Consider the following 21571-nt stretch of genomic DNA (forward strand, 5'->3'; position numbering starts at 1 on the left):
ACCGCACGCGTGGATGCGTTGCGGCCTTTCACGATGCCGACCACGCCGGTCTTGCCCAGGCCGCGGTGCACCGGAATGCCCCACTGCGTGAGCAGCTTGGCCACCAGGTCGGCGGTGCGGGTTTCTTCGAACGCGAGCTCGGGGTGGGCGTGGATGTCGCGGCGCACGGACTGCAGGTAGTCGGCTTGCTGTTCGATGGCGGGAATCAGTTTCATGGGGCGCTCGGTGTTGTTGTGGTGGAGAAGGGCGCGTGGGCGCGCCGCGGCGGCGGCAAAAAAATTCAGTTGGGTGTGAGCTGCAGCTTCTGCAGGATCGGGGTCCACAGCACGCGGTCGGCTGCGATGCGCTCGGCGAACGCGGCCGGCGAGGCATGGTACGGCAGCGAGCCGTGCAGATCGAAGGCCTTGAGGATGGCCGGGTCCTGCAAGGCCGTGCCGATCTCGCGGTTCAGGCGTTCCACGGTGGCCGTCGGCACACCCTTGTTGGAGACCACGCCGAGCCAGACCGCGCCGTCAAAACCCTTGTAGCCGCGGGACTCGAAGCTTGGCACGCCGGCCAGGGTCTGGCTGTTGATGGCCGGGCTCACGGCCAGCACGCGCAGGCGGCCGTCCTTCACCATCGGGTCCACCAGCGAGGTGCCGGCCAGGTAGATCTGCGTGTCGTTGGTGATCACCGAGGTCAATGCATCGGTGCCGGTCTTGTAGGGGATGTGCACGATGCTGGTGCCCGACTGCGCCTTGAACATCTCGAACAACACATGCGGCGGGCTGCCGCTGGAAGACGAGGCGTAGTTCAGCTCGCCCGGCTTCTGCTTGGCCAGCCGCACCAGGTCTTCGAGCGAGTTCACCGGCAGCCTGGGGTTGACCGCCAGGGCCATCGGGATCACCGCAATCGGGCTCACCGGCAGCAGGTCGGCCTGCGGGTCGTAGCTGAGCTTGGGGAAGACGAAGGGGTTCCAGACCAGGTGGGCGTTGGTCACGATGGCCAGGGTGTGGCCGTCGGGCGGGCTGTTCTTCAGCGTCTGCAGCGCCACCATGCCACCGGCGCCGGGCCGGTTGTCCACCACCACCGCCTGGCCCAGCGCCACCCGCAGCTTGTCGGCCAGCGGGCGCGCAAAACTGTCGGGCAGGGAGCCCGGGCCACCGTTGACGATCAGCGTGATGGCCTTGCTCGGGAACGCATCGGCGGCTGCCGCGGCGCCCGCCGCCACACACAGCGTGGACAGGGCGGCCAAGGCAAGGAGGTGCTTGAACAGACGGGTGCGGGTGCTCATGGCGTGGTGGTCTCCAGGGTGGGTGAAGCAGGGGCGGTGGACGCGGCAGCTGCGCCGTTGGCTTGCAGGTGCTGCATCAGCGCCGGTGCCAGCAGCGCGCTGGCCTCGGGGCCGGTCATGTGGGCGTGCAGCATCGGCACTTCCAGCGTGTCCAGTTGTTGTGCGTAGGCCAGCCAGTCGCGCGCCTGCAACTGCGGCTTGTCTGCGTGGTCGAGGCCGGCGCGCACGTGCAGCAGGCGGCCGGCGTAGCGGCGGTGCGGGTGCTGGCGGATCAGGCGGTTGGTGTCGGTCACCACGCGCACCACACCTTCCAGCGCTTCGGCCGGCAGGTGGCCAAGTGCGGTGTCGCCCGCGCGCAGGAAGTCCACCACCGCTTCGCGCGTGGTGAGTTCGGGGTGGCCTTCGGGGTCGTGGCCGGCAATCGCGAGCAGGGCGCGCAGCGCCTGCATGGGCGTGGGTTCGGGCTCGGCGCGCCAGACGTCGGCCGGGTAGGCGTCGAGCATGGCAACCAGGCCGACGTCGTGGCCCTGTTCCTGCAGCACCACTGCCATGGCCTGCGCCAGGATGCCGCCGACCGACCAGCCCAGCAGGTGGATCGGCCCACGCGGCTGCACCGCCAGCACACGTTGGGCGTACTCGCGCGCCAGCGCGTCGATGCTCTGTGGCAAGGGCTGGTCGGGCGCGAGCGCGGGCGACTGCAGGCCGAACACGCTGCGCGACGGGCCTTGCGCCGGCCGGGCCAGTGCGCGTGCCAGGTGCCGGTAGCCCCAGGCGATGCCGCCGGCAGGGTGGATGACGAACAGCGGCGCCTGCGCCGGGTCGCCCGCGGCGAGCTGGATCAGCGGCGCCAGGCCGCTGTCGAAGCGCACTTCTTCGGCGTCGAGCGTGGCGGCCAGCGCGGCCACGGTGGGCGTGGCGAACAGCGTGCCCAGGCCGGGGTTGCGTTGCCAGTGTTCCTGCATGCGCTGCAGCAGGGCCACGGCCTTGAGCGAGTCGCCGCCGAGGTCGAAGAAGTCGGCATCGGCGCCGGGCAGTGGCGCGTCGGCATCCAGGCCGAGCACTTCGGTGAACAGGCGGGCCAGCGCCTGTTCGGTCTCTGTGTCGGCGGCGCGGCCATCGGCGGTTGGCGCTGTGGGTGCGGGCAGGGCGCCGCGGTCGAGCTTGCCGTTGGCGGTCACCGGCCAGTCGCGCAGTTCGACGAAGGCGCCGGGCACCATGTAGTCGGGCACACGCGCGGCCACCTGCGCGCGCAGGCGGGCGCTGTCGTAGTCGTCGCCCGGCTGCACGTAGGCCACCAGGCGCTGATCGCGCAGCATCACCTCGGCCCGCTGCACCAGCGCGCTGGACGCGGTGATGGCGGCCTCGATCTCGCCCAGCTCGATGCGCAGGCCACGCAGCTTCACCTGGTGGTCGCTGCGGCCGAGGAAGACCACGGCGCCGTCTTCCTCGCGCCAGCGCGCCAGGTCGCCGGTTTTGTAGATGCGCTGGCCGGGGCGGTGCGGGTCGGGCAGGAAACGTTCGGCGGTGAGGTCGTCGCGGCCCAGGTAACCCCGCGCCAGCTGCACGCCGCCGAGGTACAGGTCGCCGGCCACGCCGGGTGGCAGCGGGCGCATCTGCTCGTCGAGCACGTAGAGCGTGGTGTTCCAGACCGGCAGGCCGATCGGCACCGGCAGCGAATGGTCGTCTGCGCTGGCCGGCCAGTAACTCACGTCCACCGCGGCTTCGGTCGGGCCGTACAGGTTGTGCAGCTCGCTGCTCAGCGTGGCGTGCAGGCGGTCGCGCAGCGAGGCCGGCAGCTCTTCGCCGCTGCAGAAGATGCGCTGCAGGCGTTGGCCGCGCGCGCCCGGGTCGGCCAGGAAGGCCGCCAGCATGGAGGGCACGAAGTGGCAGGTGCCGATGCGCTGCTCGCGCAGGATGCGCGCCAGCCAGGCCGGGTCGCGGTGCGCCTCGGGCGGTGCGATCACCAGCGTGCAGCCGGTGATCAGCGGCAGGAAAAACTCCCACACCGACACGTCGAAGGTGGCCGGGGTTTTCTGCAGGATGCGCTCGCCCGGCTCGAAGCCGTAGTGCTGGCGCATCCACTCCAGCCGGTTGACGATGGCGCGGTGTTCGATCAGCACGCCCTTGGGTTCGCCGGTGGAGCCCGAGGTGTAGATCACGTAGGCCGCGTGCTGTGGCTGCACGGCGGGCAGGTTCTCGCCGCTGGGCTCCTCGGGCCACTGTTCAGGGCTGAGGCAAGGCAAGGTGGTGGGCAGCAGGGCCGCGTCATCGGCGCGCACCAGCGCACACAGCGGCTTCGACAAGGCGAGCACACGCGCCAGCCGTTCCGGCGGGTGGGCCAGGTCCAGCGGCAGGTAGGCGCCCCCGGCGCGTTGCACCGCCACCAGGGCAACCAACAGCTCCAGCGAACGCGGCAGCGCCACGGCCACCAGCTGGTCGGCACACACGCCGCGCGCGCGCAGCGCCTCGGCCAGTGCGCGGGTGCGCTGGTCCAGCTCGGCGTAGCTCAGCGTTCGGCCTTCAAACTCCAGCGCCACGGCGTGCGGGTCGCGCGCCATGGTGGCTTCCATCAGCGCCACCAGCGTGGTGTCTGGCACCGGGTGTTCGGTGGCGTTGATGGTGAACAGGTGGCGCTGTGTTTCGGCCGGGCTGGCCAGCGGCATGTCGTCCACCTGTTGCGCGCTCAGCGCGGCTTCCAGAAAAGCCGGCAGGCGCGCCAGGTGCGCTTCGACACTGGCCAGGCTGTACAGGTCCGGGTTGGCTTCGATTTCCAGATCAAGCTGCTGCGTGCCGTCGCCGCGGAAGCCGATGGTGATGTCGTCGATCGGGCCGGTGCCCAGGATCTCCAGCTCGGCGTGCACGCCGGCCAGCACCACCGGTTTGTAGAAGGGCTGCACGTTGACCAGCGCACCGTGCAGGCGGCGCTGGCCGCCGAGCAGGGCAAGGTCGCGCCGCAACTGCTCGCTGCGGTAACGGCCGTGGCGGCGTGCGCGCATCTGCGTCTTGGCCAGCGTGCGGATGAACCCGTCCAGCGCCATGCCGGGCGTGGGCGCCACGCGCAGCGGCAACACGTTCATCACGGTGGCGGTGGCGCGCGCGCTGGCGCTGCCCAGGCGGCCCATGTAGGGCACGCCGATGACGGTCTGCGTGGCGGCGGCCATGCGCTGGCAGTACAGCGCGGTGAGCGCGGTCAGCAGGTCGGGCCAGGTCTGTTCGAGGCGGCGCGCCAGGTCCAGCAGGCGCGCGCACAGCGTGGGTTCCAGGCGTGACACGCGGCGGTGGCAGTGGTGGGCGCTGACGGCGCGCCCGGCGGCCATGCCGGCCACTTCGGGCAGGGGCGTGAAGGCCTCGCGCCAGTGTGTGGCGTCGGTGGTGCGGCGTTCGCTCTGTCGGTAGGCCTGGTCTTCGTCCACCACGGCCTGCAGCGCGCCGAGCGGGGCCGGCACCGGCGGCGCCGGCGTGTGGCCGTCGTCCACGTGGGTGGCGCTGGCGTACAGCTCGCACACGCGGGTGGTCCACAGGGCCATGCCGTAACCGTCGTTGGCCAGGTGGTGCGCGCGCTGGTACCAGACGAAGCGGTCCGGGCCCAGGCGGTAGAGGCACTGGCGCGCCAGCGCCTGGCGCGTGGGGTCGATGGGGGTGTCCATGTCGGCCGCCATCGCGGCGCGGGCGGCGGCCGTGGGATCTGCCTGCGCAGCCAGGTCAAGCTGTTCCAGCCATGGCGTGCGCGCCACGTCCAGCCACTGCTCGGGGCCGGCGCTGCCCTGGCGCATGGCGAGCGACAAGGACTGCGCCTCGCGCACCGCCTGGTCGGCGGCGGCGGCAAAGGCGGGCACGTTCAGGGCACCGTGGATCCACAGCGCGTGCGCGGTGTTGAAGCTCGGGTTGTGGGGTGCCAGTTGCTGGGCGTACCAGAGGCCGGCCTGGGCCTCGGTCAGCGGCCAGACCGTGGCCTGCGCGGGAGCGTCGCCAGGTGTCATGCGCGCGCCTGCCGCTCGCTCACCACCTTCCACAACGCGTTGAGCGTGAGCTGGCCGGCGAGTTCGGACATGTCGAGCTGCAGGCCGGCCTCGTTCCAGGTGATCACCAGGTTGAGCAGGCGCAGCGAATCGAGGCCCCAGTCCTGCAGGTCGTCGTCGAGGCCGATCTCGGAAGGGTCTTCGTTGACGGCACGCGCGATCTGGGCGTGCAGGGCTTCCAGCGAATGGGGGGCGGCGGAGGTGTTCGGGGTGTTCATGGGAAAGCTCGTGCGATCAGGCGGCGGGGGACGCGGGGTGGGCGGCAGCAGCGGCTTCTTGTTCTGCCTGCAGCAGCTCGGCGCGCAGGCGTGCGCGCAGTTCCTTGCGGCTGGTCTTGCCGACCGCGGTGGTGTCGAAGGCGGTCACGAAGACGATCTGGTCCGGCACCTTGAAGGCGGCCAGGCCACGCTCGCGCATCCAGGCCTTGAGGGCCGGGCTGCGTGGCTTCTCGCCGCGCGGGATGATGAAGGCGCAGCTGCGCTCACCGAGGAAGGTGTCGGGGATGGAGACCACCGCGGCGTCGAACACCTGCGGGTGGGCCAGCAGGTGGTCTTCCACCTCTTCGGCCGAGATCTTTTCGCCGGCGCGGTTGATGTGGTCGTTGGCGCGGCCCTGCACCGTGAGGTAACCACCGGCGCTGCGCACCACGATGTCGCCGGTGCGGTAGTAACCGTCGTCGGTGAAGGAGCGTGCGTTGGCGCTGTCGTCGTTGTGGTACCGGCGGATGGTGTACGGCCCACGCGTGAGCAGGTAACCCGGCTGGCCGTCGGGCACCGGCTGGCCCTGGTCGTCCACCACCAGCACCTCGTCGTCGGGGCTGATCGGGCGGCCCTGGGTGTTGAGCACGGTGGCCTCGTCGTCGTCGAGGCGGGTGTAGTTGACCAGGCCCTCGGCCATGCCGAAGACCTGCTGCAGCCGGCACTTGAGGCCGGCAACCACGCGCCGCGCGGCTTCGGTGGTGAGCTTGGCACCACCCACCTGCACCACGCGCAGACTGCTCAGGTCGTGCGGTGTCTTTTCGGCCGCCTGCGCCCACAGCAGGGCCAGCGGCGGCACCAGGCCGAGGTCGGTCACGCCTTCGCGCGCGATGGTGGCGAAGGCGGTGTCTGGCGAGGTCGAGCGCGACAGCACCACCGTGCCACCGGCGTACAGCACACCCATGGCACCGGGCGAGCTCATGGGGAAGTTGTGCGCGGCCGGCAGCGCGATCAGGTAACGCGTGTCGGCGCGGATGCCGCAGAGTTCGTTGCTGGCGCGGAAGCTGTAGATGTAGTCGTCGTGCGTGCGCGGGATCAGCTTGGACAGGCCGGTGCTGCCGCCCGAGATCTGCAGGAAGGCGACCGACTGCGGGTCCGGGTCCTGCGCGGGCAGGCGCGCGGCATCGGGCGTGAAACGGTTGAGTGCGTGGAACTCGGCGGCGTCGTCACCGACGATCACCACGTGGCGCAGGTCGGGCGCCTGGGCCTGCAGCTCACGCGCCAGCGGGCGGTAGTCGAAGCCGTCGAGGTCTTGCGCCGCCACGTAGGCCGCGGCCTGCGACTTGGCGGCGAAGTGGCTCAGCTCGACGATGCGGTGCGCGGGCAGCGCGTACACCGGCACCAGGCCGGCGCGGAACAGGCCGAACACCACGCTGTAGAAGCTGGCGATGTTGCCCAGTTGCACGATCACGCGGTCACCCGGTTGCAGACCCAGCGCCAGGAAACCGGCGGCCGCGGTCTCGGCGCGTTGCCAGAGTTCGGCGTAGCTCCAGCGCTCGTCACCGCCGACGATGGCGGTGCGCTCGGCAAACTGCGTGGCGCGTTCGCGCATGAAGCCGGGGAAGGTTTCGCCGCGCCAGTAACCGGCGTCGCGGTAACGCTGCACGAAGGCGGCCGGCCAGGTCTGCTGCAGGGGGATCAGGGTGTCGGTGGTGCTCATGGGGTTGCTCTTGGGGCTTCTCTTTTTTATGGGGAAACGGTGCTCACTGGTCCAGCGTGGCGCCGCCGTCCACGCGCAGGTCGTGCAGCGTGATGTGGCCGGCGCGGTCGGACAGCAGGAACAGGATGGACTCGACGATGTCGTCGGGCTCGGCGATCTTGCGCAGCGGAATGCCGAGGCGGTAGCTGGCCGCGTCACCGGCAATCACCGCGTCGCGCGACGAGCCCTGGCGCCACATGGCGCGCTGCATCTCAGTGTCGGTGGAGCCGGGCGAGACGGTGTTGCAGCGGATGCCGTGTTCGGCCAGTTCCAGCGCCAGGCAGCGGCTGAGCTGTGTCACCGCCGCCTTGGACGCGGCGTAGGCGGCCATGGAGGCGCGCGGCGTGCTGGCCGCGTTGGAACTCACGTTGACGATGGCACCGCGCCGGCGCGGCACCATGCGGCGCGCCACGGCGCGGCAGGTGTTGAACACACCACCGGCGTTGATCGCCAGCGTGCGCGACCACTGCGCGTCGTCGAGGTCGATCACGCGGCCCATCTGCAGCACACCGGCCACGCAGGCCAGGCGCTCGATCGGGCCCAGGCGCGCTTCGGCATCAGCCACGGCGGCGTTCACCGCGTGCGAGTCGCTGACGTCGAGCGCCTGCGTGAACAACTGGTCGGGCGCGCTGGCGTGGGCCATCAAGGCCTGCAGGCCGCCGGCGTCGAGGTCGAGCGCGGTCACGCGCGCGCCCTGTGCCAGCAGGCGGGCGGCGAGCGCGGCGCCGATGCCACCGGCGGCGCCGGTGATCAACACGTGTTCGCCGCGGAACTCGGCCTGCGCGGGGCTCATGCGGTCACCGCCTGCAGCGAGGCCCGCACCTGCGCCAGCGTGAGGCTGGCGCCGCAACGGCGCGAGACGTAGTTGACCGCCATCTCATGCTCGGCGAGCGAGAAGTCGGCCACCGCGTCGATCACTAGGAAGGGCTGGATGTCGCGCATGAAGGCTTCCAGCGCGGTTGCCATGCAGCCGATGTGCGCGTAGATGCCACAGATGATGAGCTGGTCGCGCCCCAGCGCCTTCATGCGTTCGGCGAGGTCGGAGCGCTGGAAGGCGCTGTAGCGCCACTTGGTCAGCACCGTGTCGTGTGCGCGCGGCGCGAGTTCGTCCACCACCGGTTGCTCGGCATGGAACTGCGGCTGCGTCAGGCCCGGGCCCCAGAAGTCGTTGAGCAGGGCGCGGTCGCCCGCGGGCTGCTCGGTCGGTTGTGCGGTGTAGAACACCGGCACGCCGGCGGCGTCGCAGGCATCGCGCAGCGTGCGCGCGTTGGCGACCAGCTGCGGCACCGGGGCCTGCGTGGTGTCGAACTTGTTCAGGAAATAGGCCTGCATGTCGTGCACCAGCAGCACGGCGCGCTTCGGGTCGGGCGTCCAGCTGACGCGGTTGGCAATCGGGTCCTGGGGCAGGGCGTAGGGCGCGATGACGGGAATGCTCATGGGTCGGATGGAATTGGAAGAATGGGGATGTGCTCAGTCGAGCGCGCTGCCCAGGCCGAGCGCGCTCAGCATGGTGCGGAATTTGGTGCCGGTCTCCAGCGCTTCGGACGCCGGCACCGAGCCGGCGACGATGCCGGCGCCGGCATACAGGCGCACGGCGGTGCCGCGCAGTTCGGCGCAGCGCAGGGCCACGGCCCATTCGCCGTCGCCCTTCGCGTCGCACCAGCCGACGAAGCCGGCGAAGAAGCCGCGGTCGAAACTCTCCAGTGCGTCGATGGCGGCGAAGGCCTGGTCGGCCGGGAAGCCGCAGACCGCCGGTGTCGGGTGCAGGGCGAGCGCCAGGTCGAGCGAGGTGGTGGCCGGGTCGGCCAGTTCGCCCACCAGCGTGGTCGACAGGTGCCACAGCGCGTCGGTCGCCACCAGCTCGGGCGCGGCGGGCACGTCGAGGGTGCGGCACAGCGGGCGCAGGGCCTGGGCCACGGCGTCGATCACCAGCGCGTGTTCGTGCCGGTCTTTGGGCGAACGCAGCAGCGCGGCGCCGATGGCTTCGTTGCGTTCCGGGTCGGCGCTGCGCGCGGCCGAGCCGGCCAACGGGTTGACCACCACGCGGTTGCCGAAACGCCGCACCAGCAGTTCGGGCGTGGCGCCGATGAAGGCCGCCGGTTCGGCCAGGCCTTCGGCGGCGGCCTGTGCCGCGTCCTGCAAGGCCACGGCATAGGTGTAGCCGCGCGTGTTGCGCGCCGCCAGGCGGCGCAGCAGGGCGGCGCGGTCGGGTGCGGCCTGCAGGGCCACGCGCAGGGTGCGCGCCAGCACCACCTTGTCCAGTTCGCCGCGGGCGAAACGCGCCAGGGCATCGGTCACCGCGGCTTCATAGGCCTCGGGCACGGGCTCGGGGCACACGTTGCGTGGTGCGGTGGCGGGCGGGCGCGCGGCGGCGTCGTCACTGGCCAGCAGTTCGGCCTGCGCGGCCTCGCCGAGCAGCAGCGTGCGGGGCACCACCAGGCGCGCCGGCTGGCGCACGTCGAAGGGCACGGCGCCCATCAGCACCGGCTCGGCGATGCCCAGCGTGTCTTGTGCGTGTTGCAGCAGTGCACTGGCGCGGCGCGTCAGGCGGGCCGCGGCCTGGGCGCGGCCGTCGGCTTGCGCGGGTGCGCCGGCACTGGCGGCGTCTGCGCCGAGCGCGCAGGCCACGCCCTGGCCCAGGCGCGAGCCCAGGGGCGATGCAAACAGGCTGTCACCGGCGCGGTAGGCGGCCAGCAGATTGCTCAGCGGTGCGCGCACGGGTTCGGCTTCGGTGCGGGTGGAAGGCAGTTCGATGGACGACAACATGGTTTCCCCGAAGAAATGTGGCGGCTGGTTTTCAGTGCGCGGTGGGTGCGGCCGGGCGCGTGGCGACGTACAAGGACAGGCACAGCAGCAGCCCGCCGACGATCAGGTACGGGGCCGCGGGCGCGATGCGGTAGAGCAGGGTGCCGGCCAGCGGCGACAGCACCATGCCCAGGCCCTGCGCGGCAGAGACCGTGCCGGCGGCCGCGCCTTGCTCGTGCTTCTGCACCGCGTTGGCGGCCATGGCCTGGAAGGACGGGAAGATGAAACCCATGCCGAACGCGGCCACGCCATAACAGGCCAGCAGCGTGGCCTGCGACTGCACCAGCACCACACCACTGAAGCCGCTGCCGGCGATCAGCGCGCCGACCCAGACCCAGCGGTTCAGCGGCACCTGCTTCAGGCGCATCACGAACTGCTGCGAGACGATCAGCGCCACGCCGACGGCGGCCAGCGCCAGGCCGGCGGTGCGTGCACCGGCCTGCGGCTCCAGGCCGAGGCGGTCGATGGCGAAGAAGCCGACCAGCACCTGGGCCACGGCCACCGCCGACATGCCGATCAGCGCGGTCAGGCTGGCCAGGCGCAGGCGCGGGTCGAACAGGGTCACGCTGGTCTTGGGCTTGGGGCCGCCCGTGGCGGCGGGCGCGGCCTGTTGCGGCAGGCCGAACCAGACCACCAGCATGGCGATGGCCGGCAGGGCGGCCGCGGCGTACAGCGCCAGGCTGAGGTCGTAGGCGGCAATGCCACCGGCCACGGCCGGGCCGGCCACCATGCCGACGGCGTTGGCGGTGCCCAGCTTGGCCATGCGCGAGGGGCGCTCGGCCGGTGTGGTGTGGTCGGCGATGAAGGCCGCGGCCGAGGGCGGCACGGCGGCGTAGAAACCACCGATGAGCGAACGCGTGGCGATCAGCAGCACGGTGGCGGCGAGCGCGCCGATTTTCTGGTGCAGCGCGAGGTCGATGCCGACCGCCAGCACCAGGTAGGTGAGCGTGAAGACGCAGAAGCCAGCCAGCAGCACGCGCTTGCGGCCGTGCCGGTCGCTCACGCCACCCCACCAGCGCGCCAGCGCCATCCAGAAGAACCCCCCGGCGGTGATCGACAGGCCGGCCACCCATTCGGGCAGGCCGAGCTGGCGCGCCGCCGGTCCGATCACGGCCACGTAGGCCATCATGGCCATGGTGCCGGCGAGGGCGGCGAACAGCAGCGGAGTCAGCCGCAGGGCCGGTCCGGCCGCGGGGGGCGTGGTGGCGGCGGGGCCGGGGGTGGTGAGGTCGGCGCTCATGGCAGTCCAGGTCTTAACGGGCTGCGAAGAGCAGCGTGGGCGGGATCGAGGTCGGGCGCATCGGGCCGTGGCTCACGCCCGGGAAGGGCCGCCAGTCCACGCTCATGCCGGTGCGGGCGGCCTGGCGCTGGCCCAGCTTTTCGGTGGCGTCGGGCGGCACGGCGCGGCGGCGCTCGCGAGCGGCCAGCACCACGGCCGGGTCCAGGCCGGGGCGCAGGGCGCGGGTCTCGGCCTGCACGTCCAGGCCGGCGCTGCCGGCCATCAGCAGCAGGCTGGTGCCGGCGGCGGTGGTGGGCAGCGCCACGGCGCGTTTTTCCTGCTCCAGCATGAAGCCTTCGTGCCACCACAACGAGGGGTCGGCCGAGGCGTAACGCGGGAACAACTGCGGCCGCGTGAACAAGGTGTAGAGCGCCAGCAGGCCGCCGTAGGAATGGCCCCAGAGCGTGCTGCGCGCCGGGTCGTAGGCGAGGCGGCGTTGCAGCTCGGGCTGGATCTTCTGTTCGTACAGGTCGAGGAACAGCTCGGCACCGCCGCCCAGGCGGTTGCGGTCGCGGTCGTCCCAGGTCGGGTCTTCACCCGGCACCGGCGGCGTGTAGTCGAAGGAGCGCGCCTCCACGTCCACGCCCAGCGGGGTTTCGTAACCCAGCGCGGCAATCGCCAGCGGCCGGCCGCTGGCGGCCATGCCGGCGAGTTGCTCGGGCGTGAGCGCGGCCAGCGCGGCGTTGCCGTCGAGCATGACCAGCAGCGGGTAACCGGCCGCGGGCGGCGGCGCCTTCGGGATGGCGAGCTGCACGCGGTAGTGGCGCTTGCCGTCGGCCGAGTCGAGGCTGAACTTGTCGAAGCGGTAGTGCGGCGAGTCGCTGTCGGCCACCGTGGTCTCGACAGGGCGGTTCAGGGAGTAGCTGGACAGGTCGGGCATGGCGGGGGCCTTGGCGGGCTGGGCGGGCGCGGCGGGTTGGCCGGCGCAGGCTTGCAGGCCACCTGCGGCCAGGGCCAGCAGCAGCGCGCGGCGCTGCGGTTGCAGGGGTGGTGTGTTCATGGGTCGATGGTCACAACAAGGGGAATGCCGCGGGTCGGGTGTTCGATCACCGCGACCGGCTGGCGGTACACGCTCTGGATGCGCTCGCGCGTGAAGACCTCGCGCGGCGTGCCGTCGGCGGCCACGCGGCCCTGGCTCAGCACCACCACGCGGTCGGCGTAGGCCGAGGCGAGGTTGAGGTCGTGCAGCACGGCGATCACGCAGGCGCCTTCACGCGCCAGGCCACGCGCGCTGCGCAACAGGCTTTCCTGGTGCTGCAGGTCGAGCGCGGCGGTGGGTTCGTCCAGCAGCACCAGCGGCGTCTGCTGCGTGAGCACACGCGCAAACGCGGTGCGCGCGGCTTCGCCACCCGACAGCGAGGGCACCTCGCGGTCGGCCAGGCGGCGGATGTCGGCGGTGTCGAGCGCGTTGTCGACGATGGCTTCGTCGCGCTCCGGGTCGGGCGGGTGCGGCAGGCGGCCCATGGCCACGACCTCACGCACGCTGAAGGCAAAACGCACCGAGTGGTCTTGCGGCAGCACCGAGCGCTGCAGCGCGAGCTCGCGCACGCGCCAGCCGCCGATGGGGCGGCCGTGCAGCCGGGCCTGACCTTGCGTGGGTTTCAGATCGCCGGCGATCAGGCCGAGCAGGGTGGACTTGCCGGCGCCGTTGGGGCCGACCAGCGCGGTCAGCGTGCCGGGCGCGAACGCCAGCGACACGCCTTCGACCAGCGCCTTGCCTTCGATCGCATAACCCGCGTTCTCCAGCACCAGCAGGGTGGCGTTGGCGCTTGCGGCGGTGTGGGTGGGGTTGGTGCTCATCGTGCGCCTCCCGGTTTCTGGCGCAGCACCAGCCAGAGGAAGAACGGTGCGCCGAGCGCGGCAGAGAACAGGCCGAGCGGAATCTCCGACGGCGGGCTGAGCGTGCGCGCGGCGGTGTCGGCGGTGACGATCAGGATCGCGCCGGCCAGCGCCGCCAGCGGCAGCAGCCAGCGGTGGCGCGGCCCGGCCATCATGCGCACCACGTGCGGCACCACCAGGCCGACGAAACCGACCGTGCCGGCAAAGGCCACGGCCGCGCCCACCAGCAGCGCCGAGCACAGCACCAGCAGGGCGCGCGTGCGTTTGACGTCGAGCCCGATGTGCTGCGCCTGGCGTTCGCCGAGCGCCAGCATGTCCAGCGGCGTGGCCAGCATCAACATGCCGATCAGGCCGAGCAGGAACACCGGCAGCACGGCGCCGACGGCACGCCAGTCGGCCGAGCCGAGCGAACCCATCTGCCAGAACACCAGCGACTGCAGTTGCGTCATGCTGGCGCGGTAGGTGAAGAAACCGATGGCGGCCGAACAGCCGGCGCCGACGGCGATGCCCACCAGCAGCAGCGTGACCGTGCCGGTGCCGCGCCCGGGGCGCGCCAGCAGGTAGATCAGCGAGGTGGCGGCGATGCCGCCGGCGAAGGCCGCGACCGGCACCGTCCACTCGCCCAGCGCGGTGGCACCGAGCGAGATGGCACCGACCGCACCCAGGGCCGCGCCCTGGCTCACGCCGACCACGCCGGGGTCGGCCAGCGCGTTGCCGAACAGGCCCTGCAGGGCGGCACCGGCCAGCGCCAGCGAGGCGCCCACCAGCGCGCCCATCAGCGCGCGCGGAATGCGCAGGTTCCAGACCACGGCGATGTCGCGCGTGCTCAGGCCGTCGGCGTCGGCCAGGCCGAAACGCGCCAGCACGATGCGCAGCACGTCACCCGGCGCCACCTTGAGCGGGCCGGTGCCGAAAGACAGCACGATGACCGCCAGCAGCACCGCGGTGAGCACCACGACCAGCAGCGCGCCGGGCGGGCGGCGCACGCCGCCGCGCGTGGGGGAGGTGAGGGCGGTGCTCACCGCTTGACGAAGTCGCTGAAGGCCTTGGCCATGGCGATGGCGCCGATGCCGGCGTGCGTGCCGACGATCTTCAGCTGCTCATCGGGCATGACCCAGATGCGGTTGGCCTGGCCGGCCGGTGTCTGCTTCAGCGTCGGGTAGTTGCGCCAGAGGCCGGCTTCACCGCCGAAGGCTTCGAGGTCGCTGCGCGTGATGAGCACGATGTCGGGCGCGGCCACGACCACGCCCTCGTTGCTGAGCGCGGTGTAGTCGGCGGCCTGGGCGTCGTCGCCGACGTTGATGCCACCGGCCAGGCGGATCATCTGCGCCGCGGCGGTGTCCCTGCCGCCCACGGTCGGGCGGCCTCCGCCGCCGGTGGCGGAAACGTGCAGCACGCGCGGCTTGCGCGGCAGCGCCTTGCCGATGGCGGCGGCTTCGTCGAGCTGCTTCTGCAGTTTGGTGGCGAGCGTTTCGCCCTGGGCCTGCAGGCCGAACACGGCGGCGACCTTGCGCACCTTGGCGGGCAGCGGCTGCACGTCGTCGATGACGACCGCCGGCAGGCCGGTGCCGCGCAGGGTCTCGGACAGCTTGGCGTGGCGGCGCAGGCTGTTGCCCACGAACAGCGTGCCGTTCAGGCTCAGGATGCCTTCGGCGCCGGTGGTGCGGTTGAACAGGAAATGGTGGGTCGCGGCACGGCCCGCGGCCGTGACGGAGTTGGTGGGTGCGGCGTGCACCAGCGAGGCCAGGCCCAGGGCTTCCATGATGTCGATCACATCGTCACCGCCGGCAAACACGCGGCTGGCGTCGGTGATGCGCACGGTGGCGCCATCGTCGGACACGAACTGCACCGGCAGCCGGGGCTGGGCGCGCACCGTGGGTGCGTCGTCGGGGCCGGCAATGGCCAGCCAGCCGGCCGGCAGGGCCTGCGCCTGGGCGGTGCTGAGGGTGGGTGTGAATGTGCCCAGGACCAGGGCCGCCATCAAGGCGGTCGGCAGCGTGCGGCGGAGCATTGAGAAGGAAGCCATGGGGAGGTCTTTTTTTGTGTGGCAGCGCTGCCGGAGGCCGCGCATCTGCGGGGAGAAGAAACGCCAAATGCGCCAGGGACTGGAGTCCCGGGCGCATGTGGTGGCGAGGCCCCGAGGGGCCTCGGTGCGGTGGCTGGGACTCAGCGCGGCGTGAAGCGCGTGATGCGGTCGCCCAGCGGGTCTTCCGCGCCACGTGCCTTGTTGACGGAGAAGACCGAGCCCTTGCCGTCTTCGATCACGTGGTTGGGCAGGGTGCCGCCGGCCAGGTTGGCCACGATCTTGCCGTCCAGGCTGACCACGGTCACGGTGCCCGAACCACGGTTGGCCACGTAGGCCAGGCCACGGTTGTGGTCGATCGCCACGTTCAGCGCGCCGGCGCCGACCTTGACGTCGTGCAGGGTCTTGCCCGAAGCCGCGTCGACGATCACCAGGTTGTCGCTGCCTTGCGAAGCGACCACCAGGCGGTTGGTCTTGGCGTCAAACGCCACGCCCGAAGCGCTCTTGGCACCTTCGACCACGAAGACCTTTTCCACCGCGTCGCTGCGCGTGTCGATCACGGCGGCTTCTTCGGTGCTCATGCTCACGGTGTAGAGCTTGTGGTTGGCACGGTCGAGTTCCAGGCTCATGGGCGAGAAGCTCTTGTCCGCACCGCGCACGCCGGTCTTGATCTCGATCGTCTTCGTTACTTGCAGCGTCTTGGTGTCGATCACCACGACACGCGGCGTGCCGGTGGCAGAGGCGTAGGCCTTGCCCAGGGCTTCGTCGATCACCACGTCACGGGCGTGGTTCACGGTGCCGACGTCGAACTGCTTGACCAGCGCGAGGTCGGACTGGCGGTACACAGCGACGGTGTTCTGGCGCGTGTTGGTGACCCACACGGTGCCGTTGGTGTCGTCCACGGCCACGCCGTAGACCGCGTACACGCCAGGAGCGGCCGGTGCGGCAGCGCCAGGACGGGCCGGGCCGGCGGGAGCGACCGGCGGCGTCACGCGGGCTTCGATCGCCAGCGTTTGCGCGTTCACCTTGACCAGCTCCGATTGCGACACCGGTGGGCGGCCCACGGCGGCGGTCACGAAGACGCGGTCGGTCTTGGCCGAGTAAGCGGCCTGGTACAGGCCGGGCACCAGCTTTTGCGAGGCGGCGTTGTAACGGTCCTGGCCCGACAGCGGCAGGTTGGGCGAAACCTTCAGGTTGTGGATCAGGGCGGCAGCGGGCTTGCTGGCGCTCACCACCACCGGGTGGGTGCCGACCGGGGCATTGGCCGGCACGGTGAACTGCGTGGCGAACTTGCCGTCGGCACCGACGACCACCGGGCCCTGGCCCAGTGCCGCGCCGCCGTAGGACAGGCGCACTTCCTGGCCGGGCTTGAAGTCGCTGCCGGCCAGCTTGACCTGGGTGCCGGGCACGACGACGGGCGTTTCGACCAGGCCGACGCGGCCGGAGAAGGCGGCGTCGGGCGTGTCGAACGACGGTGCGGAGGCGCAAGCCGCCACCAGCACGGTCAGCGATGCCAGCATGGCAGTGCGGGCAGCGGTTTGTTTGAAGGAAATACGACGGCCGTCCATGTAGGGTGCTCCAGGATCAAAAAAAAGAAACCCGCCCGTGGCTGTTGCCCGCTGCCTGCGCCGACCGGCATCACATGAAGTGGTGCCTGACTTGTCCAGATTGGAAAAGGTGCCTGGCGGAGACGGCGAGCGTTGCAAATGCCGCGTCGGGTGCTGATGCGATACTAATGAGATTAATTCGCATTCACTGCAGTGTAACGAAAACTTGGCGAGTTCTCGCTTTCCCAGCGAAAAGTCCACATTTTTTTCAACATTCACGGGCAGTCGCTGCCGTGAACACCCGAAAAAAGCCTTGCCGGACCGCGTTGCCGGCAAGGCCTGTGGTGTCCGCCCGGTCAGAACCGGTTGGACAGGCCCACGAAGAACCGGCGGCTTGGCACGTAGTAGTTGGTCGCACCGTCGGCGCGTGGGCCCTCTTCGGTCAGGTTCTGCAGGCCGGCGCTGATCTTGAGCGCATCGCTGGCCTGGTAGGTGAGTGACAGGTCGTAGGTGGTGTAGGCCTTCACGAAGGCGGTGCCACCGTGCAGCTGTTTGCCGGTGTACTGCGCCGCCAGCTCGGTGTAGAGCCGGTTGTTGACCTGCCAGCCGACGGCCGAGAACCAGGACAGCTCCGGCGTGGACAGCAGGCTGGCGCCGGTGGTGAGGTTCTTCGCCTCCAGCATGTAGGTCAGGTTGTTGCGCCAGGTGATGTTCGACGCCAGCGGGAGCGTGGCCGTGCCTTCCAGCCCGCGGGTGCGAGCCTTCTGCACGTTCTGCATCTTGGTCCACCAGTAACCCTGGAAGAAGCCCAGCGGCTGGTAGTCGATTTTGTTGCGGAAGTCGGTGTGGAAGTAGGTCAGGCCCAGGTCCAGCACGCCGCGCGCGAAGCCGACGCCCACCTCGGTGTTGAGGCTGGTTTCCGGCACCAGGTCCGGGTTGCCGGCCATGTAGCAGCCGCCGCTGGCGGAAGTCCAGCCCATCGGTGCCAGGCCGCGGCAGCCGTTGCCTCCCGACTGGGTGGCCGCGCCGGGCGAGTGTTCCTTCAGGCTGGGCGCGCGGAAGCCCTTGGACACGCCGCCCTTGACAGTCCAGGCCTCGGCCGGGCGGTAGACCACGTAGGCGCGTGGGCTCAGGTGGTTGCCAAACTTCTCGTGGTGGTCGTAACGCGCACCGAGCGTGAGCGCGAGCTGCTCGCTCAGGAACAGCTGGTTTTCGGCGAACAGCGCGGCGGTCGAGCCCGACAGCTTGGCGCCCGACACCACGTTGCCGTCGTAGTCCACCGGCACCGTGCCGATGGTGTCGGTGTTGATCAGCTCTTCATGTTTCCATTGCGCGCCGACGGTCAGCAACTGCTCGATGCCGGCGAACTTGAACGGCTTGTCGATGCGGCCTTCCAGCGTGGTGTCTTCTGCCGCCGCCTGGCCGGAGGAGAGCTTGTTGTCGTAGCTGTTGTGGTACAGGTCGATGCGGGTCTTGCCGAAGTCCCAGCGGCCTTCGTGCGAGGCGCCGAAGCCATTGCGCACCAGCTTGCTGGCACCAAAGGCACTGACCGCCGGGCCCTTGCCGGACGCGTTGCGCGCGGCCGAGGCCATGGAGCGCTGCACGCCGTGCGAGGCCTCGAACGACATCGACTGCTCGGGCGTGAGCGCCCAGTCCAGCCGTGCGTTGTAGTTCTCCTGGCGGAAGCCGCCGGCGGCGTTGCCGGAGACACCGTCGGTGGTCTCGTCCGGGTTCTGGCGCGTGATGCTGCCGCCCAGGCGCAGGCCCACCCGGTCCGACAGCGGGCCGGCGATGTTGAAGCCCATCTGGTTGGCGTCGCCGCGTTGCGAGCTCTCCGGCTTGGTGGTGCTGGCCGACACCGAGCCGCCCCATTTCTTCGGAATCTTGCGCGTGATGATGTTGATCACGCCGCCCATGGCGTCGGAGCCGTAGAGCGAGGACATCGGGCCGCGCACGATCTCGATGCGCTCGATCATCTCGGGCGCGATCCAGTTCAGGTCCTGCCGCCCGAGGTTGGCGCGGTAGTGGGTGTTGGCCGAGCTGCCCTGGCGCCGGCCGTCCACCAGGATCAGGGTGTAGCCGTCAGGCAGGCCACGCAGCTTGATCTTGGACTGGTCCCCGGTCGGGCTCAGGCCGCCCGACACACCCGGCAGTTTGCTCAGCAGGGCGCCCAGGTCGTACACCGGCTGGCGTTCGATTTCCTCGCGCGTGATGACGCTGATGCTGGCCGGCGCGTCCTTGATGTCGACCTCGCTCGCGGTGGCGGTCACCACCACCGTGTTCAGCGTGGGCGCCGTGGCTTCGGCGCTGCCGCTGTCCTGCGCGTAGGCCTGCGCCACGAGCAGGGAGAGAAGGCAAGGCGTCAGCACTGCCTTGGCGTATTGGGAAGTTCTGGATGTCACGAAAAGGGCTCCGTTGATGAAAAAGGCACTCGCCTACAATGCAATTCAAATGAGAATTATTTGCAATGCCGGAGCCTATCCAGAAGGTTCCCGTCTTCGTTCGGGCTTATGAAATCTTTAGAAAACCCGGTGCCGCGGGACACGCGCGCCGCGCTGCCCGACGCCCCGCTGGCGCGCGTGCTGGTGGTGGACGACGACGTGGAGCTGGCGCGCATGCTGCAGGAGTACCTGGCGCACGACCCCTTTGAACTGCTGTTCGTGCACGACGGCGGCGAGGCCGCCGATGCGCTGGACGCCGGCAGCTGCGACCTGCTGGTGCTCGACATCATGTTGCCGACCCTGAGCGGCTATGAGCTGCTGCGGCGCGTGCGCCAGCGCCACCCCGGCCTGCCGGTGCTGATGCTGAGCGCGCGCGGCGCCGACGAGGACCGCATCATGGGCCTGGAGGCCGGTGCCGACGACTACCTCGCCAAGCCGTTCAACCCGCGCGAGCTGCGCGCCCGCATCCAGGCGCTGCTGCGACGCCGCGCCCCGCTGCCAGCCGAGGCAGCAGCGCCCGCCGCGCCCGACCAGGCGGTGGCACGGGTCGGCGCCCTGCAGCTGCAGGCCGGGCGCTGCACCGCCACTGTCGGCCAGGGGCAGGCGCGGCTCACGCAGGTGGAGACCGGCATCCTGGAGGTGCTGATGCGCTCGGCCGGTCGCCCGGTGCGCCGCGCCCAGCTCACCCGCTGGGTGCTGGGCCGCTCGCTGCTGCCGACCGACCGCAGCCTCGACACCCATGTGAGCAACCTGCGGCGCAAGCTCGGGCTCAACGGCACCGTGCACGGCGCGCCGGTGCTGCGCAGCCTGCGCGGGGTCGGTTATGTACTGGCGCCGGGCGAGACGGCGCTGGAGGCCTCGGCGCAGGAACCGGCGTGAAGTCGCTGTTCCTGCGCATCTTCCTGTCGTTCTGGGCCTGTCTTGCGATCATCCTGGCGCTGGGCGTGGGCATCACGCAGGCCGTCACGGCGGCCCGTTTCCACGCGCTCGATGGTGTGAGCGCGGCCCAGCTCACCGCCGATGCCCGGCACGCCGGCCTGCGGGGCCGCAGCGAGCTGATGGACTGGGCGGCACGCACCGATGCGCAATACCCCACGCTGCAGATTTTTCTGGTGAACCGGCGTGGCGAGGAGCTGCGCGGGCAGGGCGTGCCGGTGCGTGTGCGCTCCTGGCTGGCCGACCACCTGCAGCGCGACGCCGCCGCCACGGCGGCCGCAGCGAGCGCGGTGAACACGCCCGCGCTGCGGCCCCGCGCCACGCAGCGCCAGGTACCACCACCGCCAGACACCGCGGCGCAGACGCCGCAGTCGTGGTGGGACGTGCCGCAGATTCCGGTCGCGGGTGCCGAGCCCCTCTACCTGGCCTTCCTGCCGTTCGACTCTTCGGCCTACGAGGTGCTGGGCGTGTCCTACGTGCCGGCCCTGTTGTTGCTGTGTGCGCTGGTGGTGAGCGGCCCGATCTGCTGGGCCATGGCGCGCCACATCAGCGCGCCGGTGCTCAAGGTCCAGGCGGGCCTGCGCACGTTGGCCAAGGGCGATCTGAACGTGCGCATGGACGGCGCCTTCGCCGCCCGGCGCGACGAACTCGGCGCGCTGGCGGGCGACTTCGACACCACCGCCCAGCGCCTGCAGGAGCTCGTCACCTCACGCGAGACGCTGCTGCGCGACGTCTCGCACGAGCTGCGTTCGCCGCTGGCGCGGCTGCGCGTGGCGCTGGACCTGGCGCGGCGGCAGGACACCACGCAGCCGGCGCAGCACGACCGCATCGAACGCGAGTGCGAGCGACTTGATGCGCTGATCGGCCAGGTGCTCAAGCTGGCCCGCTGGCGCGCGCAGCCACCGGCCGTGCACCAGCCGCTGGACCTGACGCTGCTGGTGACCGCAACGCTGGCGGACGTGGCCTACGAAGGCGCGGCGCGTGGCCAGCGCGTGGCCTGGCGCGCACCCACCAGCCCGGTGTGGGTGCTGGGCGAACCGGCCGAGCTGGCCAGCATGCTGGAGAACGTGGTGCGCAATGCGCTGCGCTTTTCGCCCGACGGTGGCCAGGTGTGTGTGGAGCTGGAACTGCGCGATGGCCAGGCCCTGCTCACCGTGCTCGACGAAGGGCCCGGCATTGCCGAGGCCGAGCTGCACAAGGTGTTCGACGCCTTCTTCCGCGCCGACCCTTCGCGTGCGCCCGACCACAAGGGTGCGGGGCTGGGGCTGGCCATTGCGCACGTGGTCGCCACGCGGCACGGCGGTGGCATCGTGGCCGCCAACCGGCCGGTGGGCGGCCTGAGCGTGCGCATGCGGCTGCCGCTGCGCGCGGTGCCCGGCGCATCACCGGGTGGCGCTGCGCAGGAGTTCAGCGGCGCGGTGCCGGCCTGAGGCCACCACCGCGCCACCGCGCG

Annotated in this window: 16 protein-coding genes and 1 pseudogene; 2 read left to right on the forward strand and 15 right to left on the reverse strand. The window is 70.9% G+C overall.

From position 1 onward, the window contains the following. The 15 genes and pseudogenes from HPA01S_RS10430 to HPA01S_RS10500 all read right to left on the reverse strand — a co-directional run. A pseudogene (locus tag HPA01S_RS10430) lies at positions 1 to 215 on the reverse strand (amidohydrolase); the annotation flags it as partial. A gap of 65 nt (positions 216 to 280) precedes the next feature. Continuing rightward, positions 281 to 1273, reverse strand: coding sequence for a Bug family tripartite tricarboxylate transporter substrate binding protein (locus HPA01S_RS10435; protein WP_084360599.1), 993 nt, complete (start codon positions 1271 to 1273; stop codon positions 281 to 283). Further along, positions 1270 to 5253, reverse strand: coding sequence for a non-ribosomal peptide synthetase (locus HPA01S_RS10440; RefSeq protein ID WP_066269648.1), 3984 nt, complete (start codon positions 5251 to 5253; stop codon positions 1270 to 1272). The genes HPA01S_RS10435 and HPA01S_RS10440 overlap by 4 nt, the downstream gene beginning before the upstream one ends. Then, positions 5250 to 5510 (reverse strand): phosphopantetheine-binding protein, encoded by a 261-nt coding sequence (locus tag HPA01S_RS10445; protein ID WP_084360600.1) that lies wholly within the window; start codon positions 5508 to 5510, stop codon positions 5250 to 5252. Before HPA01S_RS10445 ends, HPA01S_RS10440 begins: the two co-directional genes overlap by 4 nt. A 16-nt stretch (positions 5511 to 5526) precedes the next feature. Then, positions 5527 to 7209: a (2,3-dihydroxybenzoyl)adenylate synthase gene (locus tag HPA01S_RS10450; protein WP_066269650.1), complete on the reverse strand. Its 1683-nt coding sequence runs from the start codon at positions 7207 to 7209 to the stop codon at positions 5527 to 5529. 43 nt (positions 7210 to 7252) lie between these two features. Beyond that, positions 7253 to 8041, reverse strand: a complete 789-nt coding sequence (locus HPA01S_RS10455) for a 2,3-dihydro-2,3-dihydroxybenzoate dehydrogenase (RefSeq protein ID WP_066269653.1) — start codon at positions 8039 to 8041, stop codon at positions 7253 to 7255. Next, positions 8038 to 8685, reverse strand: a complete 648-nt coding sequence (locus tag HPA01S_RS10460; protein WP_066269655.1) for an isochorismatase family protein — start codon at positions 8683 to 8685, stop codon at positions 8038 to 8040. The genes HPA01S_RS10455 and HPA01S_RS10460 overlap by 4 nt, the downstream gene beginning before the upstream one ends. A gap of 33 nt (positions 8686 to 8718) precedes the next feature. Continuing rightward, complete coding sequence (locus HPA01S_RS10465; protein ID WP_084360601.1) at positions 8719 to 10014, reverse strand: isochorismate synthase; 1296 nt, start codon at positions 10012 to 10014, stop codon at positions 8719 to 8721. Positions 10015 to 10045: 31 nt separating this feature from the next. Continuing rightward, positions 10046 to 11293, reverse strand: a complete 1248-nt coding sequence (locus HPA01S_RS10470) for an MFS transporter (RefSeq protein ID WP_066269658.1) — start codon at positions 11291 to 11293, stop codon at positions 10046 to 10048. A gap of 13 nt (positions 11294 to 11306) precedes the next feature. Next, entirely contained in the window at positions 11307 to 12332 is a 1026-nt protein-coding gene (locus HPA01S_RS10475; protein ID WP_084360602.1) for an alpha/beta hydrolase, read from the reverse strand. Beyond that, positions 12329 to 13132: a heme ABC transporter ATP-binding protein gene (locus HPA01S_RS10480; protein ID WP_084360603.1), complete on the reverse strand. Its 804-nt coding sequence runs from the start codon at positions 13130 to 13132 to the stop codon at positions 12329 to 12331. The genes HPA01S_RS10475 and HPA01S_RS10480 overlap by 4 nt, the downstream gene beginning before the upstream one ends. Beyond that, the gene (locus tag HPA01S_RS10485) at positions 13129 to 14193 is read right to left on the reverse strand and encodes a FecCD family ABC transporter permease (protein WP_218005339.1); all 1065 of its coding nucleotides are present in this window, start codon (positions 14191 to 14193) and stop codon (positions 13129 to 13131) included. The genes HPA01S_RS10480 and HPA01S_RS10485 overlap by 4 nt, the downstream gene beginning before the upstream one ends. Then, positions 14190 to 15197 (reverse strand): heme/hemin ABC transporter substrate-binding protein, encoded by a 1008-nt coding sequence (locus HPA01S_RS10490; RefSeq protein ID WP_066269660.1) that lies wholly within the window; start codon positions 15195 to 15197, stop codon positions 14190 to 14192. Before HPA01S_RS10490 ends, HPA01S_RS10485 begins: the two co-directional genes overlap by 4 nt. Positions 15198 to 15337: 140 nt before the next feature. Beyond that, the gene (locus HPA01S_RS10495) at positions 15338 to 16762 is read right to left on the reverse strand and encodes a YncE family protein (RefSeq protein ID WP_218005340.1); all 1425 of its coding nucleotides are present in this window, start codon (positions 16760 to 16762) and stop codon (positions 15338 to 15340) included. A gap of 335 nt (positions 16763 to 17097) precedes the next feature. Further along, positions 17098 to 19143 (reverse strand): TonB-dependent receptor domain-containing protein, encoded by a 2046-nt coding sequence (locus tag HPA01S_RS10500; RefSeq protein ID WP_174525292.1) that lies wholly within the window; start codon positions 19141 to 19143, stop codon positions 17098 to 17100. Between the two features lie 108 nt (positions 19144 to 19251). On the opposite strand from HPA01S_RS10500, the gene HPA01S_RS10505 reads away from it, so the two are divergent. Both HPA01S_RS10505 and HPA01S_RS10510 read left to right on the forward strand, forming a co-directional pair. Further along, positions 19252 to 20061, forward strand: a complete 810-nt coding sequence (locus tag HPA01S_RS10505; RefSeq protein WP_218005341.1) for a response regulator transcription factor — start codon at positions 19252 to 19254, stop codon at positions 20059 to 20061. Next, complete coding sequence (locus tag HPA01S_RS10510; protein WP_066269666.1) at positions 20058 to 21548, forward strand: sensor histidine kinase; 1491 nt, start codon at positions 20058 to 20060, stop codon at positions 21546 to 21548. Before HPA01S_RS10505 ends, HPA01S_RS10510 begins: the two co-directional genes overlap by 4 nt. Positions 21549 to 21571 lie beyond the last annotated feature (23 nt).

Source organism: Hydrogenophaga palleronii NBRC 102513, from assembly GCF_001571225.1.
Taxonomy (GTDB): Bacteria; Pseudomonadota; Gammaproteobacteria; order Burkholderiales; family Burkholderiaceae_C; genus Hydrogenophaga; species Hydrogenophaga palleronii.

Excerpts from the sequence above, each read along its gene's own strand:
- HPA01S_RS10435 (WP_084360599.1), bottom strand. The coding sequence starts at position 1,273 with ATGAGCACCCGCACCCGTCTGTTCAAGCACCTCCTTGCCTTGGCCGCC.
- HPA01S_RS10440 (WP_066269648.1), bottom strand. The coding sequence starts at position 5,253 with ATGACACCTGGCGACGCTCCCGCGCAGGCCACGGTCTGGCCGCTGACC.
- HPA01S_RS10445 (WP_084360600.1), bottom strand. The coding sequence starts at position 5,510 with ATGAACACCCCGAACACCTCCGCCGCCCCCCATTCGCTGGAAGCCCTG.
- HPA01S_RS10450 (WP_066269650.1), bottom strand. The coding sequence starts at position 7,209 with ATGAGCACCACCGACACCCTGATCCCCCTGCAGCAGACCTGGCCGGCC.
- HPA01S_RS10455 (WP_066269653.1), bottom strand. The coding sequence starts at position 8,041 with ATGAGCCCCGCGCAGGCCGAGTTCCGCGGCGAACACGTGTTGATCACC.
- HPA01S_RS10460 (WP_066269655.1), bottom strand. The coding sequence starts at position 8,685 with ATGAGCATTCCCGTCATCGCGCCCTACGCCCTGCCCCAGGACCCGATT.
- HPA01S_RS10465 (WP_084360601.1), bottom strand. The coding sequence starts at position 10,014 with ATGTTGTCGTCCATCGAACTGCCTTCCACCCGCACCGAAGCCGAACCC.
- HPA01S_RS10470 (WP_066269658.1), bottom strand. The coding sequence starts at position 11,293 with ATGAGCGCCGACCTCACCACCCCCGGCCCCGCCGCCACCACGCCCCCC.
- HPA01S_RS10475 (WP_084360602.1), bottom strand. The coding sequence starts at position 12,332 with ATGAACACACCACCCCTGCAACCGCAGCGCCGCGCGCTGCTGCTGGCC.
- HPA01S_RS10480 (WP_084360603.1), bottom strand. The coding sequence starts at position 13,132 with ATGAGCACCAACCCCACCCACACCGCCGCAAGCGCCAACGCCACCCTG.
- HPA01S_RS10490 (WP_066269660.1), bottom strand. The coding sequence starts at position 15,197 with ATGGCTTCCTTCTCAATGCTCCGCCGCACGCTGCCGACCGCCTTGATG.
- HPA01S_RS10495 (WP_218005340.1), bottom strand. The coding sequence starts at position 16,762 with ATGGACGGCCGTCGTATTTCCTTCAAACAAACCGCTGCCCGCACTGCC.
- HPA01S_RS10505 (WP_218005341.1), top strand. The coding sequence starts at position 19,252 with ATGAAATCTTTAGAAAACCCGGTGCCGCGGGACACGCGCGCCGCGCTG.